This is a genomic window from Streptomyces sp. NPDC050147 (assembly GCF_040660195.1).
Lineage (GTDB): Bacteria > Actinomycetota > Actinomycetes > Streptomycetales > Streptomycetaceae > Streptomyces.
Genome location: NZ_JBFALJ010000036.1, coordinates 53,652 through 70,152, shown reverse-complemented (window position 1 = coordinate 70,152; position 16,501 = coordinate 53,652). Strand labels below are relative to the sequence as shown.

18 protein-coding genes and 1 pseudogene are annotated in these 16,501 nt (G+C 71.2%); 11 read left to right on the top strand and 8 right to left on the bottom strand.

Annotated elements, in window-relative coordinates; translation table 11 throughout:
• Positions 1-29 precede the first annotated feature (29 nt).
• The 3 genes from AB0I94_RS38315 (at position 30) to AB0I94_RS38305 (ending at position 2,546) form a co-directional block, all read left to right on the top strand.
• Positions 30-1,391, top strand: a complete 1,362-nt coding sequence (locus AB0I94_RS38315; protein ID WP_363314413.1) for an amidohydrolase — start codon at positions 30-32, stop codon at positions 1,389-1,391.
• Positions 1,392-1,527: 136 nt separating this feature from the next.
• A complete protein-coding gene (locus AB0I94_RS38310; protein WP_363314412.1) occupies positions 1,528-2,217 on the top strand; it encodes a DUF899 domain-containing protein in 690 nt (229 codons plus the stop codon).
• Between the two features lie 116 nt (positions 2,218-2,333).
• The gene (locus tag AB0I94_RS38305; RefSeq protein ID WP_363314411.1) at positions 2,334-2,546 is read left to right on the top strand and encodes a hypothetical protein; all 213 of its coding nucleotides are present in this window, start codon (positions 2,334-2,336) and stop codon (positions 2,544-2,546) included.
• A gap of 15 nt (positions 2,547-2,561) precedes the next feature.
• On the opposite strand, the gene AB0I94_RS38300 is transcribed toward AB0I94_RS38305, so the two are convergent.
• Entirely contained in the window at positions 2,562-4,382 is a 1,821-nt protein-coding gene (locus tag AB0I94_RS38300; RefSeq protein ID WP_363314410.1) for an ABC transporter ATP-binding protein, read from the bottom strand.
• 471 nt (positions 4,383-4,853) lie between these two features.
• Between AB0I94_RS38300 and AB0I94_RS38295 the strand changes: the two genes are divergently transcribed.
• Together AB0I94_RS38295 and AB0I94_RS38290 are read left to right on the top strand one after the other, a co-directional pair.
• Positions 4,854-5,177, top strand: coding sequence for an alpha/beta fold hydrolase (locus AB0I94_RS38295; protein WP_363314409.1), 324 nt, complete (start codon positions 4,854-4,856; stop codon positions 5,175-5,177).
• Positions 5,141-5,512: pseudogene (locus AB0I94_RS38290) on the top strand (acetoin dehydrogenase dihydrolipoyllysine-residue acetyltransferase subunit); the annotation flags it as partial. The gene AB0I94_RS38295 and the pseudogene AB0I94_RS38290, both read left to right, overlap by 37 nt.
• 184 nt (positions 5,513-5,696) lie before the next feature.
• On the opposite strand, the gene AB0I94_RS38285 reads toward AB0I94_RS38290, so the two are convergent.
• Positions 5,697-6,164, bottom strand: coding sequence for a hypothetical protein (locus AB0I94_RS38285; RefSeq protein ID WP_363314408.1), 468 nt, complete (start codon positions 6,162-6,164; stop codon positions 5,697-5,699).
• Between the two features lie 30 nt (positions 6,165-6,194).
• On the bottom strand, positions 6,195-6,620 hold the full coding sequence (locus AB0I94_RS38280) for an ATP-binding protein (protein WP_363314407.1): 426 nt from the start codon (positions 6,618-6,620) through the stop codon (positions 6,195-6,197).
• A gap of 206 nt (positions 6,621-6,826) precedes the next feature.
• On the opposite strand from AB0I94_RS38280, the gene AB0I94_RS38275 reads away from it, so the two are divergent.
• The gene (locus tag AB0I94_RS38275; protein ID WP_363314406.1) at positions 6,827-7,687 is read left to right on the top strand and encodes a helix-turn-helix transcriptional regulator; all 861 of its coding nucleotides are present in this window, start codon (positions 6,827-6,829) and stop codon (positions 7,685-7,687) included.
• A gap of 93 nt (positions 7,688-7,780) precedes the next feature.
• Positions 7,781-7,996, top strand: coding sequence for a DUF397 domain-containing protein (locus tag AB0I94_RS38270; protein WP_361188955.1), 216 nt, complete (start codon positions 7,781-7,783; stop codon positions 7,994-7,996).
• Between the two features lie 33 nt (positions 7,997-8,029).
• Here AB0I94_RS38270 and AB0I94_RS38265 read toward each other — a convergent pair whose 3' ends face one another.
• The 3 genes from AB0I94_RS38265 to AB0I94_RS38255 form a co-directional block, all read right to left on the bottom strand.
• The gene (locus AB0I94_RS38265) at positions 8,030-9,520 is read right to left on the bottom strand and encodes a glutamate synthase subunit beta (RefSeq protein ID WP_363314405.1); all 1,491 of its coding nucleotides are present in this window, start codon (positions 9,518-9,520) and stop codon (positions 8,030-8,032) included.
• Between the two features lie 135 nt (positions 9,521-9,655).
• Positions 9,656-10,135 carry an anthrone oxygenase family protein gene (locus tag AB0I94_RS38260; RefSeq protein WP_363314404.1) on the bottom strand — a complete coding sequence of 160 codons (480 nt, stop codon included), beginning with the start codon at positions 10,133-10,135 and terminating at the stop codon, positions 9,656-9,658.
• Positions 10,136-10,505: 370 nt separating this feature from the next.
• Positions 10,506-11,261 carry a DUF2293 domain-containing protein gene (locus AB0I94_RS38255; protein ID WP_363314403.1) on the bottom strand — a complete coding sequence of 252 codons (756 nt, stop codon included), beginning with the start codon at positions 11,259-11,261 and terminating at the stop codon, positions 10,506-10,508.
• A 117-nt stretch (positions 11,262-11,378) separates the two neighbouring features.
• Here AB0I94_RS38255 and AB0I94_RS38250 point away from each other — a divergent pair, with 117 nt between their 5' ends.
• The 3 genes from AB0I94_RS38250 (at position 11,379) to AB0I94_RS38240 (ending at position 13,152) form a co-directional block, all read left to right on the top strand.
• Entirely contained in the window at positions 11,379-12,011 is a 633-nt protein-coding gene (locus AB0I94_RS38250) for a uridine kinase (RefSeq protein ID WP_363314402.1), read from the top strand.
• A gap of 131 nt (positions 12,012-12,142) precedes the next feature.
• On the top strand, positions 12,143-12,547 hold the full coding sequence (locus AB0I94_RS38245) for a PPOX class F420-dependent oxidoreductase (protein ID WP_363314401.1): 405 nt from the start codon (positions 12,143-12,145) through the stop codon (positions 12,545-12,547).
• Positions 12,548-12,732: 185 nt separating this feature from the next.
• Positions 12,733-13,152, top strand: a complete 420-nt coding sequence (locus AB0I94_RS38240) for a CBS domain-containing protein (protein ID WP_363314400.1) — start codon at positions 12,733-12,735, stop codon at positions 13,150-13,152.
• 162 nt (positions 13,153-13,314) lie between these two features.
• Here the strand turns inward: AB0I94_RS38240 and corA are convergent, their stop codons facing one another.
• Positions 13,315-14,451 (bottom strand): magnesium/cobalt transporter CorA, encoded by a 1,137-nt coding sequence (gene corA / locus AB0I94_RS38235; protein WP_363314399.1) that lies wholly within the window; start codon positions 14,449-14,451, stop codon positions 13,315-13,317.
• Positions 14,452-14,597: 146 nt separating this feature from the next.
• Here corA and AB0I94_RS38230 point away from each other — a divergent pair, with 146 nt between their 5' ends.
• Positions 14,598-15,398: a methyltransferase domain-containing protein gene (locus AB0I94_RS38230; protein ID WP_363314398.1), complete on the top strand. Its 801-nt coding sequence runs from the start codon at positions 14,598-14,600 to the stop codon at positions 15,396-15,398.
• Positions 15,399-15,577: 179 nt separating this feature from the next.
• Here the strand turns inward: AB0I94_RS38230 and AB0I94_RS38225 are convergent, their stop codons facing one another.
• Positions 15,578-16,483, bottom strand: coding sequence for a PfkB family carbohydrate kinase (locus AB0I94_RS38225; RefSeq protein WP_363314433.1), 906 nt, complete (start codon positions 16,481-16,483; stop codon positions 15,578-15,580).
• Between the last annotated feature and the right edge of the window lie 18 nt (positions 16,484-16,501).

Sequence of the window (16,501 nt, the reverse complement as noted above, 5' to 3'; positions counted from 1 at the left end):
GGGATGCGCACTCCCCGTACCTTGAAGAGATGACGCCGCCCCCCGCGCACGGCCCCGCCGATCTCGTCATCACGGGCAGCACGGCCCTCGTCCACGACGCGGAAGGCCGGGTCGGATTCCTCGACGACGCCGCCGTCGTCGTACGTGACGGCCGCATCGACGCCGTCACCACCACCCCCGATGTCGCCGGACTCCAGGCCGCCGAACGCATCGACGCACGCGGCCAGGCGGCGCTGCCGGGCCTGATCAACTGCCATACGCACACGCCGATGGTGGCCCTGCGCGGCATCGCGGAGGATCTGCCGGCGCACGAGTGGTTCAACGACTGGATCTGGCCCATCGAGTCCAACCTGACCGAGCGCGTCGTCGGGCTCGGCGCGCGGCTGGCCTGCGCCGAGATGATCCGGGGCGGCGTGACGACCTTCGCCGACCACTACTTCGCGATGGACACCGTCGCCGACGTCGTCGCCGAGAGCGGGCTCCGAGCCAACCTCGGAGCGGCGTTCTTCTCCTCGCAGGGGCCCGAGGGCCGCGCCGCCTCCCTGGAGTTCGCGCTGAGGCGGCGCGGCGCCGCCGACGGCCGCGTCACCACTTCGCTCGCCCCGCACGCCCCGTACACCGTCGACGAAGCGGACCTCGCCGCGACCGCGGAACTCGCCGCCGAGCACGGCCTGATGGTCCATCTGCACGCCGCCGAGAACCGTGCCCAGACCGACAACAGCCTTCAGCGCCACGGCCTCACCCCCATCGAGATCCTGCACCGCGCCGGACTGCTCGACGTCGACATCCTCATCGCGCACGGCACCGGCATCCTCGACCGTGACCTGCCCGTGCTGCGGCAAGGCAGGGGACGCATCGCGGTGGCGTCCGCGCCGCGCGGCTACCTGAAGTTCGGCTGGGACACCACGCCCGTACGCGCCCTGAGCGGCATCGGCGTCCCCGTCGGCCTCGCCACGGACGGCGCGGCGTCCAACAACACCCTGGACGTCTGGGAGTCCATGGCGCTCACCGCACTCGTCCAGAAGTCCACGCAGCGCGACCCGGCCTGGCTCACCGCGCGCCAGGCGCTCGACCACGCCACGCTGCAGAGCGCGCGAGCCGTCGGTCTCGGCGGCGAGATCGGCAGCCTCGCGCCGGGGCGCCGCGCCGACATCGTCCTCGTCGACCTCACGGGACCGCACACCCAGCCCGTGCACGACCTCGCGGCCACGCTCGTGCACAGCGCCCGCTCCGCGGACGTCACCACGACGATCGTCGACGGGCGGATCCTGATGCGCGACCGGAAGCTGCTCACCCTCGACGTGCCGCGGACCGTCGCGGAGTTGAGCGCCGAACTTCCCGCCCTGATCGACCGCGGCCACGGAAAGCGGATCCAGGACTATGAGGGCTGAGGGGCCTTCCTGACCAGCTCCTTGCAAATTCTTCGAGGTTTCTTCGCCGCGACCGATGAGTTCCGACGACCGCGCAGGTCACCCCTCGCAGACGTACGGATCCGAGGGGCGGGTCCGCAGGAGGGACTGAGGGACCATGCGACTTCCCGACATCGTCACGCGCGAGGAGTGGCTCGCCGCGCGCAAGGACCTGCTCGTCAAGGAGAAGGCGCAGACGCGGGCACGCGACGCGCTCAACGCCGAGCGGCGGCGGCTTCCGATGGTCGAGATCGGCAAGGAGTACCTGTTCGACGGTTCCGACGGCAAGGCGACGCTGTTCGACCTCTTCGACGGCGACGCCCAACTGATCGTCTACCACTTCATGTTCGCCCCGGAGTGGGACGCGGGCTGCCGAAGCTGCTCGGCCTTCCTCGACCAGATCGGTCACCTCGCCCATCTGCGGGCCCGCAGCACGAACTTCATCGCCGTCTCCCGCGCGCCCTTCACCAAGATCCTGCCCTTCAAGGCCCGGATGGGCTGGACGGTGCCGTGGTACTCCTCCCACGGCAGCGACTTCAACCACGACTTCGACGCCACCGTCGGCGAGGGCGAGGAGTCCTTCGAGCAGCCGGGCCTCAGCTGCTTCCTGCGGGACGGCGACCGCGTCTTCCACACGTACTCGACGTACGACCGCGGCACCGACTGGATCGCCTCCTATTCGAGCCTCCTGGACCTCACCGCCCTCGGCCGGCAGGAGGAGTGGGAGGAGCCGAAGGGCCGGGCGACGGGGTTCGGGGCGCCCGCGGGCAGCGACCGGCTCAGGTATCACGACGAGTACGAGATGTGAGGAACCGGCACAACCAGGTGTCAGGTCCGTCACGTTGCGAGTCCTTTCCACCCCGCGGCGCGTTCTACTCCGAAAGAGTCCATGAGGACTGCCAACGGGGGAACAGAAGGACGATGATGAACAGTCGAGTGGTACTTGAACGCTTTCCGGCCGGTGGGCCGCGAGGATCGTGGCCCGCGGAAGAGTTCGCGCGGGCCCGCCGCATGGAAGGGCAGCGGGCGGAGGTCGTGATGGACCTCGCGTCCGATGCCTTCCTGGTGATCGTGCGCGAGCCCGTCGTGCGCGAGTCCGCTGTCACCGACCTGCCGGAGATAGCCGCCGCGGCATAGACCCGAGCACCCCCCTCAGCGCTCGGCGTGCCCGTTCGGTGAGGGGACCTTCGCCGTGAACTGGTCGGCCTGCAGCGCGTACAGCTCCGCGTAGACACCGCCTGTCCGCAGGAGTTCGTCCGGTGTGCCCGACTCCACCAGGCGCCCGCTGTCCAGGACGTGGACCAGGTCAGCGTGGCGCACCGACGCCAGGCGGTGGGTGATGAGGATGACGGTCTGGCCCGTCCCGGCCAGGGCTCTGATCTTCTCGAAGACCTCGAGTTCGGCGCGGGCGTCGAGCGCCGCCGTCGGCTCGTCCACGATGAGGATGCTGCCGCGCCGGTAGGCGGCGCGCGCGATGCCGAGCCGCTGCCACTGGCCGCCCGACAGCTGGTGCCCGCCGGTGAACGCGCGGGCCAGCAAGGTGTCCAGCCCGCGCGGCAGATCGGCCACGACGTCCTCGGCACCGGCCTCCTCGACCGCGGCGCCGATCCGGTCGTCCGTCAGCGGCACCGACGACCGGCCGATCGCGATGTTCACGCGCGCCGTGAACGGCCAGCGCTTGAAGTCCTGCGCCACCATCGCGATGCGTCCCGCCAGTTGGCGCCGGTCCGCGGTCGCCGCGTCGACGTCGTCCCACATGATCCGGCCGTCCCTCGGCGCGTACAGGCCGGCGAGCAGCTTCACCAGCGTGGTCTTGCCGGAGCCGTTCTCGCCCACGAAGGCGACGATCTTCCCGGTGGGCAGGCTCAGGGAGACCTCGCTGAGCGCGTCCTTGTCCGAGGCCCCCGGATAACGGAAGGAGACGTTCTCGAACCGTATCTCCTCCGGGTCCGGCGGCAGTTCAGCGCCACCGGCCGGGATCTCACGCTGCGCCGCCTCCACGAAGAGCCGCTCCAGGTCACCGACGAACAGGGCGTCCTCGTGCAGGGAGTTGATCTCCACGACGAGGGTGTCGAGGTTGGACGCGCCGGTGCGGATCGCGATGACGGCGGTGCCCGCGACGGACAGCGCCATCGCCCCGGCGAGCATGAGCCCGCCGAGCGTCGCGTACGTCGCCGCGGTGGCGATGCCCGTCCAGGCCGCCGCGATCAGGCCCGTCCGGGCGGCAAGCCGCGCGAGGCGCGCCTGCTCCTCCTCCGCGGCCTCCGACATGGACCGGAAGTGCCGCAGCAGGAAGGGGCCCACGCCGTGCACCCGGATCTCCGGGGCCGCCCGCTCCTCCGTGAGCAGGCTGCCGATGAGGCGTCCGGCGCGGGCGTGCTGCACCCACGCGTGGAAGGAGACATAGCGGCGCCGGGCGATCGTCAGGGCGCTCCACGCGCTCGGCAGGACCATCGTCACCAGGAGCGGAAGCAGCACCGGGTGCAGGACGGTCAGCACGCTCGCCGCGGCGATCAGCGAGATCATCGCGTTCACCACACGCGTGGCGATGCCGATCATGCGGCGGGCGGACGCGGCACCGTACTGCGCCGTGTCGAGCAGTTTGTGGAAGGCGTCGTCCTCGATGGCCGACAGCTCCACCGACGCGGCCCTCTCCAGGTACTGCTCGGTGGCGACACGCTCGACCTTCGGTTCGAGGCGCCCCGTCGCGTACGTCGACGCGGCGCGAAGCAGCGCGGCGACGAACAGCACGGCCGCCACCGTCATCAGGGCGGGCGCCGCGCCGCGCAGCCGGTCGGGGAGCGGGGCGTCGGTCAGCAGGCGCCCGAGCACGCTGTTGACCGCGAGGAGGCTCACCGCCTGGGCCAGTCCGCGGCCCACCTCGGCGGTGACGACGATGCGCGCGGCCGACCGGTCGGCCTGCCACGCGAGCCGGAAGCTGACGGCGAGCAGCGCCGGAAGACGCTTCAGCATGGACCGGAACCCCAGCTGCAGGAAGGCTTCCTCGTACTGTGCCCAGCCGGTGTCGTAGCGCAGGGGGCCGCCGAAGAGCAGCTTCTCCGACCCTGAAGTCCCCGCTCCTGTCCTTGTCCCTTTGCCTGAAGTAGCTGACCGCTTACGGGAGTTGTCCTTGTTGTGGTTCGTCTGCTTCTCCTTCTCCGTTTGCGTACGTCGGGTGGGGCATCGCAACCCCGGGCAACTGTTGCCGCTTCACCCAGGCCGCAGTGCCATACCCCATGCAGGCGACTTGGCACCGGCGCAGGCAAGGGAGTTGTTCCGTGACCGAAACTCTCCGGACACCCCGAGTCCCCCGTGAACACGGCCTGGACCGAGCCGCCCTCCTGGACGCGTACCGCACGATGCGTACGATCCGTGGCTTCGAGGAGCGCCTCCACGAGGAGTTCGCGACCGGCGACATCCCCGGCTTCGCCCACTTGTACGCAGGTGAGGAGGCGTCCGCCGCCGGGGTGTGCGCCCACCTCGACGACGAGCGCGACGGTCCACGGGTACGGCGGCGACAACAACTCCTGGCTCTTCGTGCAGGAGCCGCTCGCGGCGCGCCACACCGTGTACGCGCTCGACCTGCCGGGCCACGGAGAGTCCGGCAAGGAGGTCGGCGACGGCAGCCTGGCCTCGCTGGCCGCGGTCGTCACGGACTTCCTCGACGCCCTCGGCATCGAACGGGCGCATCTGGTGGGGCACTCGCTGGGGGGGGGGCGGTGGTCACGGCGATGGCGGCGGCGGTACCTGACCGGGTCCGTTCCCTGACGCTGATCGCGCCCGCCGGATACGGCCCGGATGTGGACGCCGCCTACCTGCGTGGCTTCGCGGAGGCGGGGATGCGGCGCGAACTCCGTCCGCACCTGCGCAAGCTGTTCGCCGACGAGGCGCTCGTGACGCGCCGCCTGGTGGACGACCTCCTGAAGTACAAGCGTCTGGACGGCGTCGACGAGGCGCTCCGCCTGCTCCTGCCGATCCTGGCCGCCCCGGACGGCGGTGCGGCTCTGGACGTGAGGCCCCTGCTGCCGACGGGCGTGCGGACGGTCGCCGTGTGGGGCGCGGCCGATCGGGTGATCCCGGCGGCCAACGCGAAGTCCCTGGAGGGAAGGGCCGCTGTCCGCGTGATCGAGCGGGCGGGGCACATGGTGCAGATGGAGGCGCCGGGCGAGGTCGTCGCGGCGGTGGAGGCGGCGGTGACGGGGGGATGGGGAGCTTCGTCGCCGTCGATCACCGGCTCCGCCGGGTTCGTCCTCGAACGCCGGACAGGCTGGGAAAGACCGCCGGAGGCTAAGCCCGCACAGCCCGAGACCACCCCGGCGTGGTCCCCGTGGCCCTGCACCAAGCCAGGTACAGCGGAATCGGCGGCGTATAGGGAACCTCGCCCTCGGAAGGGCTGTGAATCAGCGCGGGAGCGCGCTGAGCGCCCGGCACCACCGCTCCGGCGGCGTAATACGCGGGAGAGGGCCACTCGAGGGCGACATCGGAGTCGGCCGGCACGATCCACCACCACCGCCCCGCGTCCGCGTCCTCGTACACGCACCCCACGCGCGGCAGCCGCGCCATCAGGCGGGGCCCGAACCGGGCGGGCACCGACACCGCGTCGCACCCCAGAGGCTGCGTCATCCCGGCCGGGACGGCGAGCCTCGTCGGCGGCGGTGGTGAGGCAGCGGCGGACCGCCTCCGTTCAAGGCGGACCAGCGTGTCCAGATCCAACAGCCGCCGCACCGTCACCGCGCTCACACGCCCCCTGTCCACGTCGTCCTCACGCCCGCACCCTCTGTCACCTCACGCCCGGAGTTCCGCCCATACGGTGAGGCCGGCGCCGGGTCCCTCGTCCCGCACGCCCCACGCGTCGCTCACCGCCTCGACGAGAAGCAATCCCCTCCCGTGCTCCTCATCGGTGTCGGGCCCTTCCTGGGCGGGGCGAGGGACACCCGATCCGTATCCATCGTCACGCACAGCTATGCGCAGTGACCCGGGTTTCGTGCAGAGCTCGCACACGATCCGGTGACTCGCGGTGTGCACGATCGCGTTCGTGACCAGCTCGGAGACCACGAGGGCGGCGGCGTCGCGGGTGTCCTCGCCTATGTCCCAGCCGAGGAGCTGGGCGTTCGCCAGCCGTCTGGCCTGAGAGGCGGAGCCCGGCCGTGGCACCAGCGCGAAGCTGACGCAGAGCTCGGAGCCGCTCTCGGCCCACGCGTCGGCGGTCATGCCAACAGGGGCTTCGGCGGCAGCTGTGTGTAACGACGCGGGCGGAGTCACGCCATCCACTATCGCCCCGCCGGGAACACCTTGGCAAGACCCACTCTGAAAAGTGCACAGTGGCGTGTTCCTTCGAGACGGCACATGGCACACTGCTGGCAACGGCTCCAGGTGCGGAGTGAATTGGCATGTCATGGAGTACGTGGAGGTAGGACGTGAGCGAACCGCGGTCCGCGCCGACCGTCGGCCAGGTCGTCCTAGGCCGTCGTTTGCAGGACCTGCGTGAGCGCGCGGGCCTCAAACGAGAGGAGGCCGCGCGGATCCTTCGCGTGGCCCCCGCCACGGTCCGCCGCATGGAGATGGCCGAGGTCGCACTCAAGATCCCGTATCTCCAGCTCCTCCTGAAGTCCTACGGCGTCGCCGACGACGAGGCCGACGCCTTCGTGACGCTCGCCGAGGAGGCGAACAAGCCGGGCTGGTGGCAGCGGTTCCACGACATCCTGCCGGGCTGGTTCAGCATGTACGTCAGCCTTGAGGGGGCAGCCAGCCTCATCAGGTCCTACGAACCGCACTTCGTGCCGGGTCTGCTGCAGACCGAGGAGTACGCACGCGGTGTGATGCGCTCCGGAGCGATCGGCCAGACCAATCCCGAGGACATCGAGCGGTACGTGGCGCTGCGCATGGAGCGCCAGTCGCTCCTCACCCGCGAGGACGCGCCACGGCTCTGGGTCGTGATGGACGAGACCGCCCTGCTCAGACCCGTGGGCGGTCCCGAGGTGATGCGTGAGCAGATCGACAAGCTGCTCGAAGCCGTCGAACTTCCTCATGTGACGTTGCAGGTCGCGCCGTTCGCGGCGGGTCCGCACCCGGGCACGTACGGACCGTTCGTGCTCTTCCGCTTCGCCATGGCGGAGCTGCCGGACATGGTCTACAGCGAGTACCTGACCGGCGCTGTCTATCTGGACGCGCGCACCGAGGTGGCGACTCACCTCGAGGTCATGGACCGCATGGCGGCGCAAGCCGCGACGGCACATCGCACAAAGGAGATCCTCCGGGACCTCCGCAAGGAGCTGTGAATGGATCGACACCGAGCCGGCACGCGACCCGGGTCCAAACCCGGAGCCGGGTCCCGCCCCGATTCCCGGGACGACTCCCGGATCTACAACGGCATGCCTGCCCGTGAACTCGGCAGCGAGGGCTGGCACAAGCCGTGGAGCGGCGGCAACGGCGGCAACTGCCTGGAGGCCATGAAGCTGGCCGACGGCCGGGTAGCGGTCCGCCAGTCGGCCGATCCGGACGGCCCGGCGCTGATCTACACGTACGGCGAGATCAACGCGTTCATCCAGGGGGCGAAGGCGGGGGAGGCCGACTTCCTGCTGTCGTGAGCCGCACGGGCTGTTCCCGTCCGGGGGGCGGTCTCAGGCGGTCATCGGGCGGTCGTACGGGCTGATCGGTGCCGCGAGGCCGGTCGCGCCGGTCAGCCATCGGTCGACCGCGGCGGCGGTCGCGCGGCCCTCGGCTATCGCCCATACGACCAGTGACTGGCCGCGGGCCGCGTCGCCGGTCGCGAAGACTCCCGGCACGTTGGTCGCGAAGTCCGCGCCGCGGGCGAGGGTGCCGCGGTCCTCGACGTCCACGCCGAGCTGGTCGACCAAGCCGCCCGCGGTCCGGTCGGGCCCGGTGAATCCGAGCGCCAGCAGCACCAGATCGGCGGGAAGCTCACGGGTGGTGCCGGGGCGAGGACGACGGTCAGCGTCGACCTCGGTCAGGTGCAGGGCGTTCACCCGGCCCGCCGCGTCGCCGGTGAAGCGGAGCGTGGACGCGGCGAACATGCGTGCGTCCGCGTCCGCGGCCGGTGCCGTGCGCAGCTCGCCCGCCTCCTCGTGGGCGGGGGAGAGGCGGTAGACCTTCGGGTACGTCGGCCACGGCTCGGCCAGCTCGTCGCGTACGTCACCGGGCCGCCCGTAGATGTCCAACTGCGTGACGGAGGCGGCCCCTTCGCGTATCGCCGTGCCCAGGCAGTCAGCTCCGGTGTCCCCGCCGCCGACGATCACGACGTGCTTTCCCGCCGCGCACAGCGGGGAGGTGTCGAGGTCTCCCTCGCACACGCGGTTGGCCAGCGGAAGGTACTCCATCGCCTGGTGGACGCCGTTCAACTCCCGCCCGGCGACATCGAGTTCGCGCCACGCGGTGGCGCCGGTGGCGAGCACCACCGCGTCGTGCCTGGTCCGCAGCTCGGCGGCGCCGATGTCCTGCCCGATCGTGACGGACGTACGGAAGACCGTGCCCTCGTCCCGCATCTGCGCGAGCCGCCGCTCCACGTGGTGCTTCTCCATCTTGAACGCGGGGATTCCGTACCGCAGGAGGCCGCCGGCGCGATCGTCGCGCTCGTACACGACGACGGTGTGTCCGGCGCGCGTCAGCTGCTGTGCGGCGGCGAGCCCGGCCGGTCCTGAACCGACGACCGCCACCGTCCTGCCGGAGTGCCGGTCCGGGGCGCGGGGCGGATCGAGGCCGTCCGCCCAGGAGCGGTCGGCGATGGCCACCTCGACGTTCTTGATGGTCACCGCGGGCTGGTTGATCGCGAGGACGCAGCCCGCCTCGCAGGGGGCGGGGCAGAGGCGGCCGGTGAACTCGGGGAAGTTGTTCGTCGCGTGCAGCCGGTCTGCCGCGGCACGCCAGTCGGCGCGCGAGACCAGGTCGTTCCAGTCGGGGATCAGATTGCCCAGCGGGCAGGCGTCGTGGCAGAAGGGGATGCCGCAGTCCATGCAGCGGTCGGCCTGCCGCTCGACGATGGGCAGCAGCGCGCCGGGGACGTACACCTCGTCCCAGTCCTCGACCCGCTCGCCGACGGGCCGGCGCGGCCATTCCTGACGGGCGGTGGTGAGGAAGCCTCTGGGGTCGGCCATGGCCGTCTCCCTCGGGTGCTTTCACAGGCTTTCGGCCACTGTACGACGGGAGGGGGTACGGGGCACGCCCGCGGCCCGGGGGTGAAGCGGGCCAGGTCAGGGGCGGAGGTGGGACAGGCCAGGAGCGGAGGGCGGTCAGGTCAGGGCGAGGATGAAGGAGGCCGAGGCGGCCAGCGAGGCTCCGACCCGGATGTGGTTCCACATGGTCCATTCGCTGACGTACGCACGCCAGCGGTCCGCGCTCTCCGGTGCGTGCGCGTCGAGCTTGGCGAGGGCGTCGTTGCGCGGGACGTTCGCGGCGATGGTGACCCCGAACGAGCCGAACAGGTACAGCGCGCTGCCCAGAAGCAGCTCGACGGTGCCGTCGTCGGGCCAGAGCACGAAGGTGACGACAGCGACGACCACGCTGAGGCCCGCGGCGCCCATGAACACGGTCATGAACCCGGCGGTGACCGCCTTGACGTTGATCGACTGCATGGCTGCGATGCCTTGTGCCGGGGGCAGTGCGGCAAGGCCTCGCATCACGAACGTCGAGAACGCGACGAACGCTCCCGCGACCAGGCCGCAGGCGAGCGCTCCCAGCACGACGAGCACGAAGTAGGGACCCTCGATCATGGCAACTCCCGCGTTGTGTAAGGCAGCCGTCAGGTGAGCGAGCCGCAGTGATCCTCCATGGCGCGGCCCCGCACCACAAGTGAATAGTCCTTGCCGGGCGGTGACCATGCGCGTGGCGCGCGACCGCATGCGCTTGCGTCTGGCCGGGGGGCCTGGGGGGGGGCTCGTTGTCGGCTTTCAGCTGGCTTGCTGCAAACTTTCCGCCCGCTTCGCGGCGGAACTCCCCCGCCCGCCCACCCGAACACCCCGCGTCAAGCGGCGAGAGCGCCTCCTGGTGGGTATCCCTCATCCCGACACCTGTTGACCCGGGGCAATCGGGTGGGTGGGCGGGAAAGAATCGCCGCGAAGCGGCGGGCCAGGAGCGCGCCCGTCACGTAAGGGGAGGGCAAGGTGGCCCGTAGGACCCCGGCCAGGAGTCCCCAACTGCCGTGGGCCCAGGGGCCAGAGGCCGCCCGCCCCCCTGCCAGGACCGAAGCGTCGCCTCGACCGTCGGGGCGATCCGGCGGCGGGCCTCCCCGCGGGGAACTCCGCTCATGAGGAGGCGGTCGTACGGCGTCTCCGTGTGCCGGACGGCGGCCACCACCGCCGCCGTCACGGCGGACGCGGACAAGGCCCGGCCCGCCGCGCTCCGGCCCACCCGCCCACTGCCCCGCACGGACGCGTGCGCGGCGATCGCCCTGCACCGCTCATCGGGGCAGCCCGGGAAGAGCCGCCGTATCTCCTCCGCGAAGGCCGCGGTGAAGCGGACGTCCTCCACCGCCCGGCGCGCCGCGTCCCGTGCCCGGCGGCGCGCCCGCGCCTCCGCGTCCGCGAGGCACCGCTCCTCGGCCCGTGCGAGCGCCTCCTCCTCGACGAGGACACCCTGCCGCTCGTACCGGCCCTGGCGCCGGTTGAGGCGGACGACCACCGCCGAGAGCCCGCTGCCCTCGCGGGCCCGACGCGTCAGCGCGGTGTCGCCGCGTGGCAGGAAGACGAGATGACCCAGGTCGGCGCAGTCCAGGCAGCGCGGCTCGGCTTCTTGGACGACCAGGAGGGCGAGCGGCCCGCCGCGGCACTCCGCACAGTGCCGGCGCCTGAGGGGCTGGATGGCAAGAAGTACTTTCCGGGTGAGGGCATTTGGTGCCATGAAGGAATCATTCCCTCGACAGTGGGCGCGTACCGCCGTGGAGGGGAGGGGGGAGGGGCGGCATGGCGGAGGAAGGGCCCGGCGCCGGGACGGGAAGAGCCCGGCATCATGGGACGGGTGCGACTCGAAGCGATCACCTGGGACCGGCTCACGGACACCCTCGCCGACCGGCTGCTCGACCTGAAGACGGCCGACGCGAGCCCCTGGCCCCGCATCGCCTTCGACGGTGCCCCTGCGGGCAGGCCAGGCGAGCTGGCCCGGAGCGTGGCCGACGCGCTGCGGGTACGCGGGCGGTCCGCGCTCGTCGTCGGCACGGAAGGCTTTCTGCGCCCCGCCTCGCTACGCCTCGAATACGGGCGCGAGGACGTGGAGGCGTACTACAGCGGCTGGTTCGACACCGGCGCCCTCTGGCGCGAGGTCTTCGGGCCGCTGGACCCGGGCGGCACGGGGCGAGTACTGCCCGACCTGTGGGACCCGGAGATGGACCGCGCGACGCGCAGCCCGTACGTCCAACTGCGGCCGGGAGCTCTGCTGTTGCTGCACGGCCCACTGCTGCTCGGTCACTGGTTCCCCTTCGACCTGGTGGTCCACACGAGCCTCTCGCCGGGTGCCCTGCGGCGGCGTACGGCAGAGAGCGAGCGGTGGACCCTGCCCGCCTTCGAGCGGTACGAGGCGGAGACGGACCCCGGTGCGGTGGCCGACGTCGTCGTACGCGCGGACGATCCACGGCATCCGGCATGGAGCGGCTGAAGGCACGAAAGCCCGATGGCACGAAAGCCGATGGCATGGAGGCCCGAAGGCCCGCACGCCCGCACACACGTGAAAGGAGATGTTCAACCAAAGAGCTTTTATATGCACGTGCATGTAGTTAGAGTCTGGGCATGGCAACGACAGCGCTCCACTTCAGCGAATCGGTCCGCACCCTCCTCGACGGCAAGAACTTCGCCAGCGTCGCGACCCTCGGCCCCGGCGGCGCCCCGCAGAACTCGGTGGTGTGGATCAAACGGGAAGGCGACACCGTGCTGTTCTCCTCCACGGCGCGGCGGCAGAAGGTCCGCAACCTCGAACGCGACCCACGCGTCAGCCTCTCGGTCTTCGACCTGGCCAACCCGTACTCGTCGACCGAGATCCGCGGCGTCGCCGAGATCCTCCCTGATCCGGAGAAGCGGCTTCCGTACGAGCTCTCGCACAAGTATCTGGGCATCGACCCGCCCGGCGAGAAGGACGAGGAGGTCCGAGTGATCGTCCGGGTGACTCCGGAGAAGATCGTCGGCTTCTCGGCTTGAGAGCCCGGGTGCGGGTACGGGTCGGGTACCAGCACGCACCGGCGTGATCCCGAGCCCGCGCCCCTGTCCCGTCCGGGACATCCGCTCTCGGAGTGCGGACCCCCGAGGGCCCGGCGAGAATGAAGGGCGCCGGGACTAGCGGCGCCTCCGCGCCGCGCCGGCCGGCCGGCACCGGGAGGTACCACATGACCACCGCCGGAGACATCATGCACCGCGGCGCCCAATGGATCCCCGCACACGAGACCCTGGACCGCGCCGCACAACTGATGCGACAGCTCGACGTGGGCGCGCTGCCGATCAGCGACGAGAACGAGCGGCTCTGCGGCATCCTCACCGACCGCGACATCGTGGTCGGCTGCGTGGCGATGGGCCACGACCCGTCCCGGGTGACCGCGGGCGATATGGCCAAGGGCACGCCCCGCTGGGTCGACTCGGGCGCGGACATCGACGAGGTCCTCCAGGAGATGAAGGGCAGCCAGATCCGCAGGCTCCCGGTCATCGAGAACAAGCGCCTGGTCGGCATGATCAGCGAGGCCGACCTCGCCACGCACCTCGACGACACCCAGCTCGCGAGCTGGGTCGAAAGCGTGTACGCGAAGGGCTGACCGCCCCCGCCTCCGCCCCGAGCGCCCCCGCCCCGGCCGCCTTCGCCCGCCCCGGCCGCCTCGGCGCTCGGCGGTCACCGAGACCGTCCCCTCGTCCGTGGCTCGTGACCCCATAGAGCACGCCCCCGCAAGGCGTGTCACCAAGGGGCACGACTCTTCGGGCTAGAGCCAGCCGTTGCGGCGGAAGCCGCGGTAGAGCGCGAAACAGGTGGCGACGATGACGCCGATCACCAGTCCGTACCCGTACTTCCAGTGCAGTTCGGGCATGTGGTCGAAGTTCATCCCGTACACACCGCAGACCATCGTCGGCACGGCGATCACGGCGGCCCAGGCGGTGATCTTCCGCATGTCCTCGTTCTGCGCGACCGTCACCTGCGCCAGATGGGCCTGGAGGATGGAGTTCAGGAGCTCGTCGAAGGCGGCGATCTGCTCCGTGACCCGCTTGAGGTGGTCGTCGACGTCCCGGAAGTAGGCCTGTATCTCCGGGGCGATCGCCCGCATCGGCTGGGTGGAGAGGATCTGCAGGGGGCGGCCGAGCGGCACCACGGCCCGCTTCAGTTCGAGGAGTTCGCGCTTGAGCTGGTAGATCCGGCCGGGGTCGGCGCGCTCCCCGTCCTTGGAGAACACGTCCATCTCCACCTGGTCTATGTCCGCCTGTACCGCGTCCGTCACCGCGAGGTAGTCGTCCACGACGTGGTCGGCCAGCGCGTGCAGGACCGCCGCGGGGCCCTGGGCGAGCTGCTCGGGCGCCGATTCGAGTTCTTCGCGCAGCGGGCCGAGCGAACCGTGGCGGCCGTGCCGCACAGTGATCACGAACTCCTTGCCGACGAAGACCATGATCTCGCCGGTGTCCACCACCTCGCTGGTCGCGGTGAGTTCGGCGTGCTCCACGTAACAAACGGTTTTGAACACGGCGAACAGCATCTCGTCGTAACGCTCCACCTTCGGCCGCTGGTGGGCGTGGATCGCGTCCTCGACGGCGAGCGGGTGCAGGTCGAAGAGTTCGGCGATGCCCGCGAACTCCTCCTCCGTCGGCTCGTGCAGCCCGAGCCACACGAACCCCTCACCGCTCTCACGGATACGCTCGACCTCCTCGACGAGGTCACGGCCGCCGTCCTGGCGCACGCCCTTCCGATACGTCACGCACTTCACCACGGCCGAGCCCAGCGGGGAGCGGGCGGGGTGACTCAGGTCGACGCGGTTGTGCTTGCGCACGAGCTGGGCGACCCGCGCGACTTTCCGTAGGCCGCCTACCTTGCGGAGGTTCCCTACCTTTCGCAGGTTGCCTGCCATCGACATGCGGGGCTCCTCGTTCTGGTGCTTGACGTGCCAGTGTGCCAGGGAGCTGCGACGGTGCGACGAGAGCCTGTGGGAACGGAAGACTCCGATCCGGGCGTTCGGGGCTGCCTCCCCAGGGCAAGCCGCCCTATCGTGATAATTGCCGTATGACGCTCATCGACGGCTATCTGACTGCTAATCGGAAACGGCACGCCGAGGCGGCGGGTGCGGGTCATCACTCCGAAGCCTTCTCCGCACTCTTCGACCCCACGACCTTCCGGCACATCGAGCGGCTCGGGATCGGGCCGGGGTGGCGCTGCTGGGAGGTCGGTGCGGGCGGCACCTCGGTGGTCTCCTGGCTCGCCAAGCGTGTCGGCCCCACCGGTCGGGTCCTCGCGACCGACGCGGACATCTCCTGGCATACGTCGGCCGCCCGACCGCCGGTCGAGGTGCGTATCCACGACGTGGGCGCGGAGGCGCCGCCCGGCGGGGGCTTCGACCTGGTCCACGCGCGGCTCGTCCTCGCCCGGGTGCCGGACCGGGAGCAGGCCCTGCGCTCGATGATCCGGGCTCTGCGGCCGGGGGGCCGCCTGCTGGTGGAGGAGGTGGACCCGGCTCTGCAGCCCCTGTCCTGCCCGGACGAGCACGGACCGGCCCAGCAGTTGGCCAACCGCCTCCGGCACGCGCTGCTCAGCCAGCGCGGCACCGACCTCGCGTACGGCCGCGGGCTGCCCCGCCTGCTCCGTGCGGCGGGGCTGTGCCAGGTCGAGGCCGATGCGTACTTCCCGCTGACCTCGCCCGCCTGCGCGGCCCTGGAGACGGCCACGGTCCAGCAGTCCCGCACGGCCTTGACGGCCGCGGGCCTCGCCACGGAGTCGGACATCACCGACCACCTGACGAACATCACCGCGGAACCGCTGGACCTGGCCACGCCGCCTCTGATCTCAGCCTGGGGCCGCAAGGCGTAGCCCCCCCGGGGCGCTGCGTCTTCTCCCTCCCGCTCACCGTCCCCTCCGGCACCTGAAAAGCCTTTCCGGCCCACCCGTCCCCCCGGCACCCGAACAGGACTTCTCGCTCACCCGCCCGGTTGCCCCGCGGTGTCGGAGTGGGGGACTGGCGGGGGTGTGCTGCCAGGAGCACCGCACCCCTATGCCGGTCTGCCGCCCAACAGTTCTACGGCCCTGGCTCCCGCCCCGCACCCCTCCGCCGCAGCCTCCTTGAGCCCCGCGCCGCGCAGTCCCGCCGCAAGGAACGCCCCCGTGAACGCGTCGCCCGCCCCCGTCGAGTCCAGCGCGCGGGCCGGCAGCGCGGGGATCTCGGCCAGCACCTCACCCTCCCGGGCGACCAATGCCCCCGCGGCGCCCCGCTTGACCACCACCACGGGGAACCGGCGACTCAACTGCGCAGCCGCCTCCTCCAGGTCGCCCGCATCCCCCAGCAACGCCGCCTCCCCTTCGCTCGGCAGCAACACATCCGCGCCGTCCACCGCCGCCAAGAACCGCTCCACCCCCAGCTCGACGAGGAAGCCCGCCGACGCCGGGTCCACGCTTACCGGCACTCCACGCGCGCGTGCCGCCGCCAGGGCCGTCTCGGCCACCTCTCTGCTCGGCCCGGCGAAGAACAAGTACCCCGACAGGTGCAGCCGGCCCACGCCGTCCAAGAACCCCGGCGACCAGTCCGCGGCCGACAGACGCAGTGACGCTCCGCTGTCCGTCAGGAACGTCCGCTCGGCCCCGGCGTCCTCGTCGACCAGGCAGATCACTGTCCCCGTAGGCGCCTCGGAGTCGACGACGAGCCGTGGACGCACCCCCGCGCGGGTGAGCGCCTCCTCGTGCCACGCCACGGAGTCCGCGCCGACCCGTCCCAGGAACCGCACGTCGCGGCATCCCCAGGAGGCGGCCCAGCACGCCACGTTGGCGCCCGCGCCGCCCGGCACCGTACGGATCGCCGCCACGGTGTCCGTGCCGGGAAGCGGCGGCCTTCGGTGCCGGGCGACAACGTCGGTGACGACATCCCCCACGACCAACAAGGCCCCACCTTGCCCCGACGCCACCGCCCCGCCCCGTTCCCA

What these genes read in the sequence shown, in the direction of transcription:
- AB0I94_RS38300 (WP_363314410.1), bottom strand. Translation starts at nt 4,382, where the DNA reads ATGCTGAAGCGTCTTCCGGCGCTGCTCGCCGTCAGCTTCCGGCTCGCG.
- AB0I94_RS38230 (WP_363314398.1), top strand. Translation starts at nt 14,598, where the DNA reads ATGACGCTCATCGACGGCTATCTGACTGCTAATCGGAAACGGCACGCC.
- AB0I94_RS38315 (WP_363314413.1), top strand. Translation starts at nt 30, where the DNA reads ATGACGCCGCCCCCCGCGCACGGCCCCGCCGATCTCGTCATCACGGGC.
- AB0I94_RS38305 (WP_363314411.1), top strand. Translation starts at nt 2,334, where the DNA reads ATGAACAGTCGAGTGGTACTTGAACGCTTTCCGGCCGGTGGGCCGCGA.
- corA (WP_363314399.1), bottom strand. Translation starts at nt 14,451, where the DNA reads ATGTCGATGGCAGGCAACCTGCGAAAGGTAGGGAACCTCCGCAAGGTA.
- AB0I94_RS38255 (WP_363314403.1), bottom strand. Translation starts at nt 11,261, where the DNA reads ATGGCACCAAATGCCCTCACCCGGAAAGTACTTCTTGCCATCCAGCCC.
- AB0I94_RS38245 (WP_363314401.1), top strand. Translation starts at nt 12,143, where the DNA reads ATGGCAACGACAGCGCTCCACTTCAGCGAATCGGTCCGCACCCTCCTC.
- AB0I94_RS38280 (WP_363314407.1), bottom strand. Translation starts at nt 6,620, where the DNA reads ATGACCGCCGACGCGTGGGCCGAGAGCGGCTCCGAGCTCTGCGTCAGC.
- AB0I94_RS38240 (WP_363314400.1), top strand. Translation starts at nt 12,733, where the DNA reads ATGACCACCGCCGGAGACATCATGCACCGCGGCGCCCAATGGATCCCC.
- AB0I94_RS38270 (WP_361188955.1), top strand. Translation starts at nt 7,781, where the DNA reads ATGCCTGCCCGTGAACTCGGCAGCGAGGGCTGGCACAAGCCGTGGAGC.
- AB0I94_RS38260 (WP_363314404.1), bottom strand. Translation starts at nt 10,135, where the DNA reads ATGATCGAGGGTCCCTACTTCGTGCTCGTCGTGCTGGGAGCGCTCGCC.
- AB0I94_RS38265 (WP_363314405.1), bottom strand. Translation starts at nt 9,520, where the DNA reads ATGGCCGACCCCAGAGGCTTCCTCACCACCGCCCGTCAGGAATGGCCG.
- AB0I94_RS38310 (WP_363314412.1), top strand. Translation starts at nt 1,528, where the DNA reads ATGCGACTTCCCGACATCGTCACGCGCGAGGAGTGGCTCGCCGCGCGC.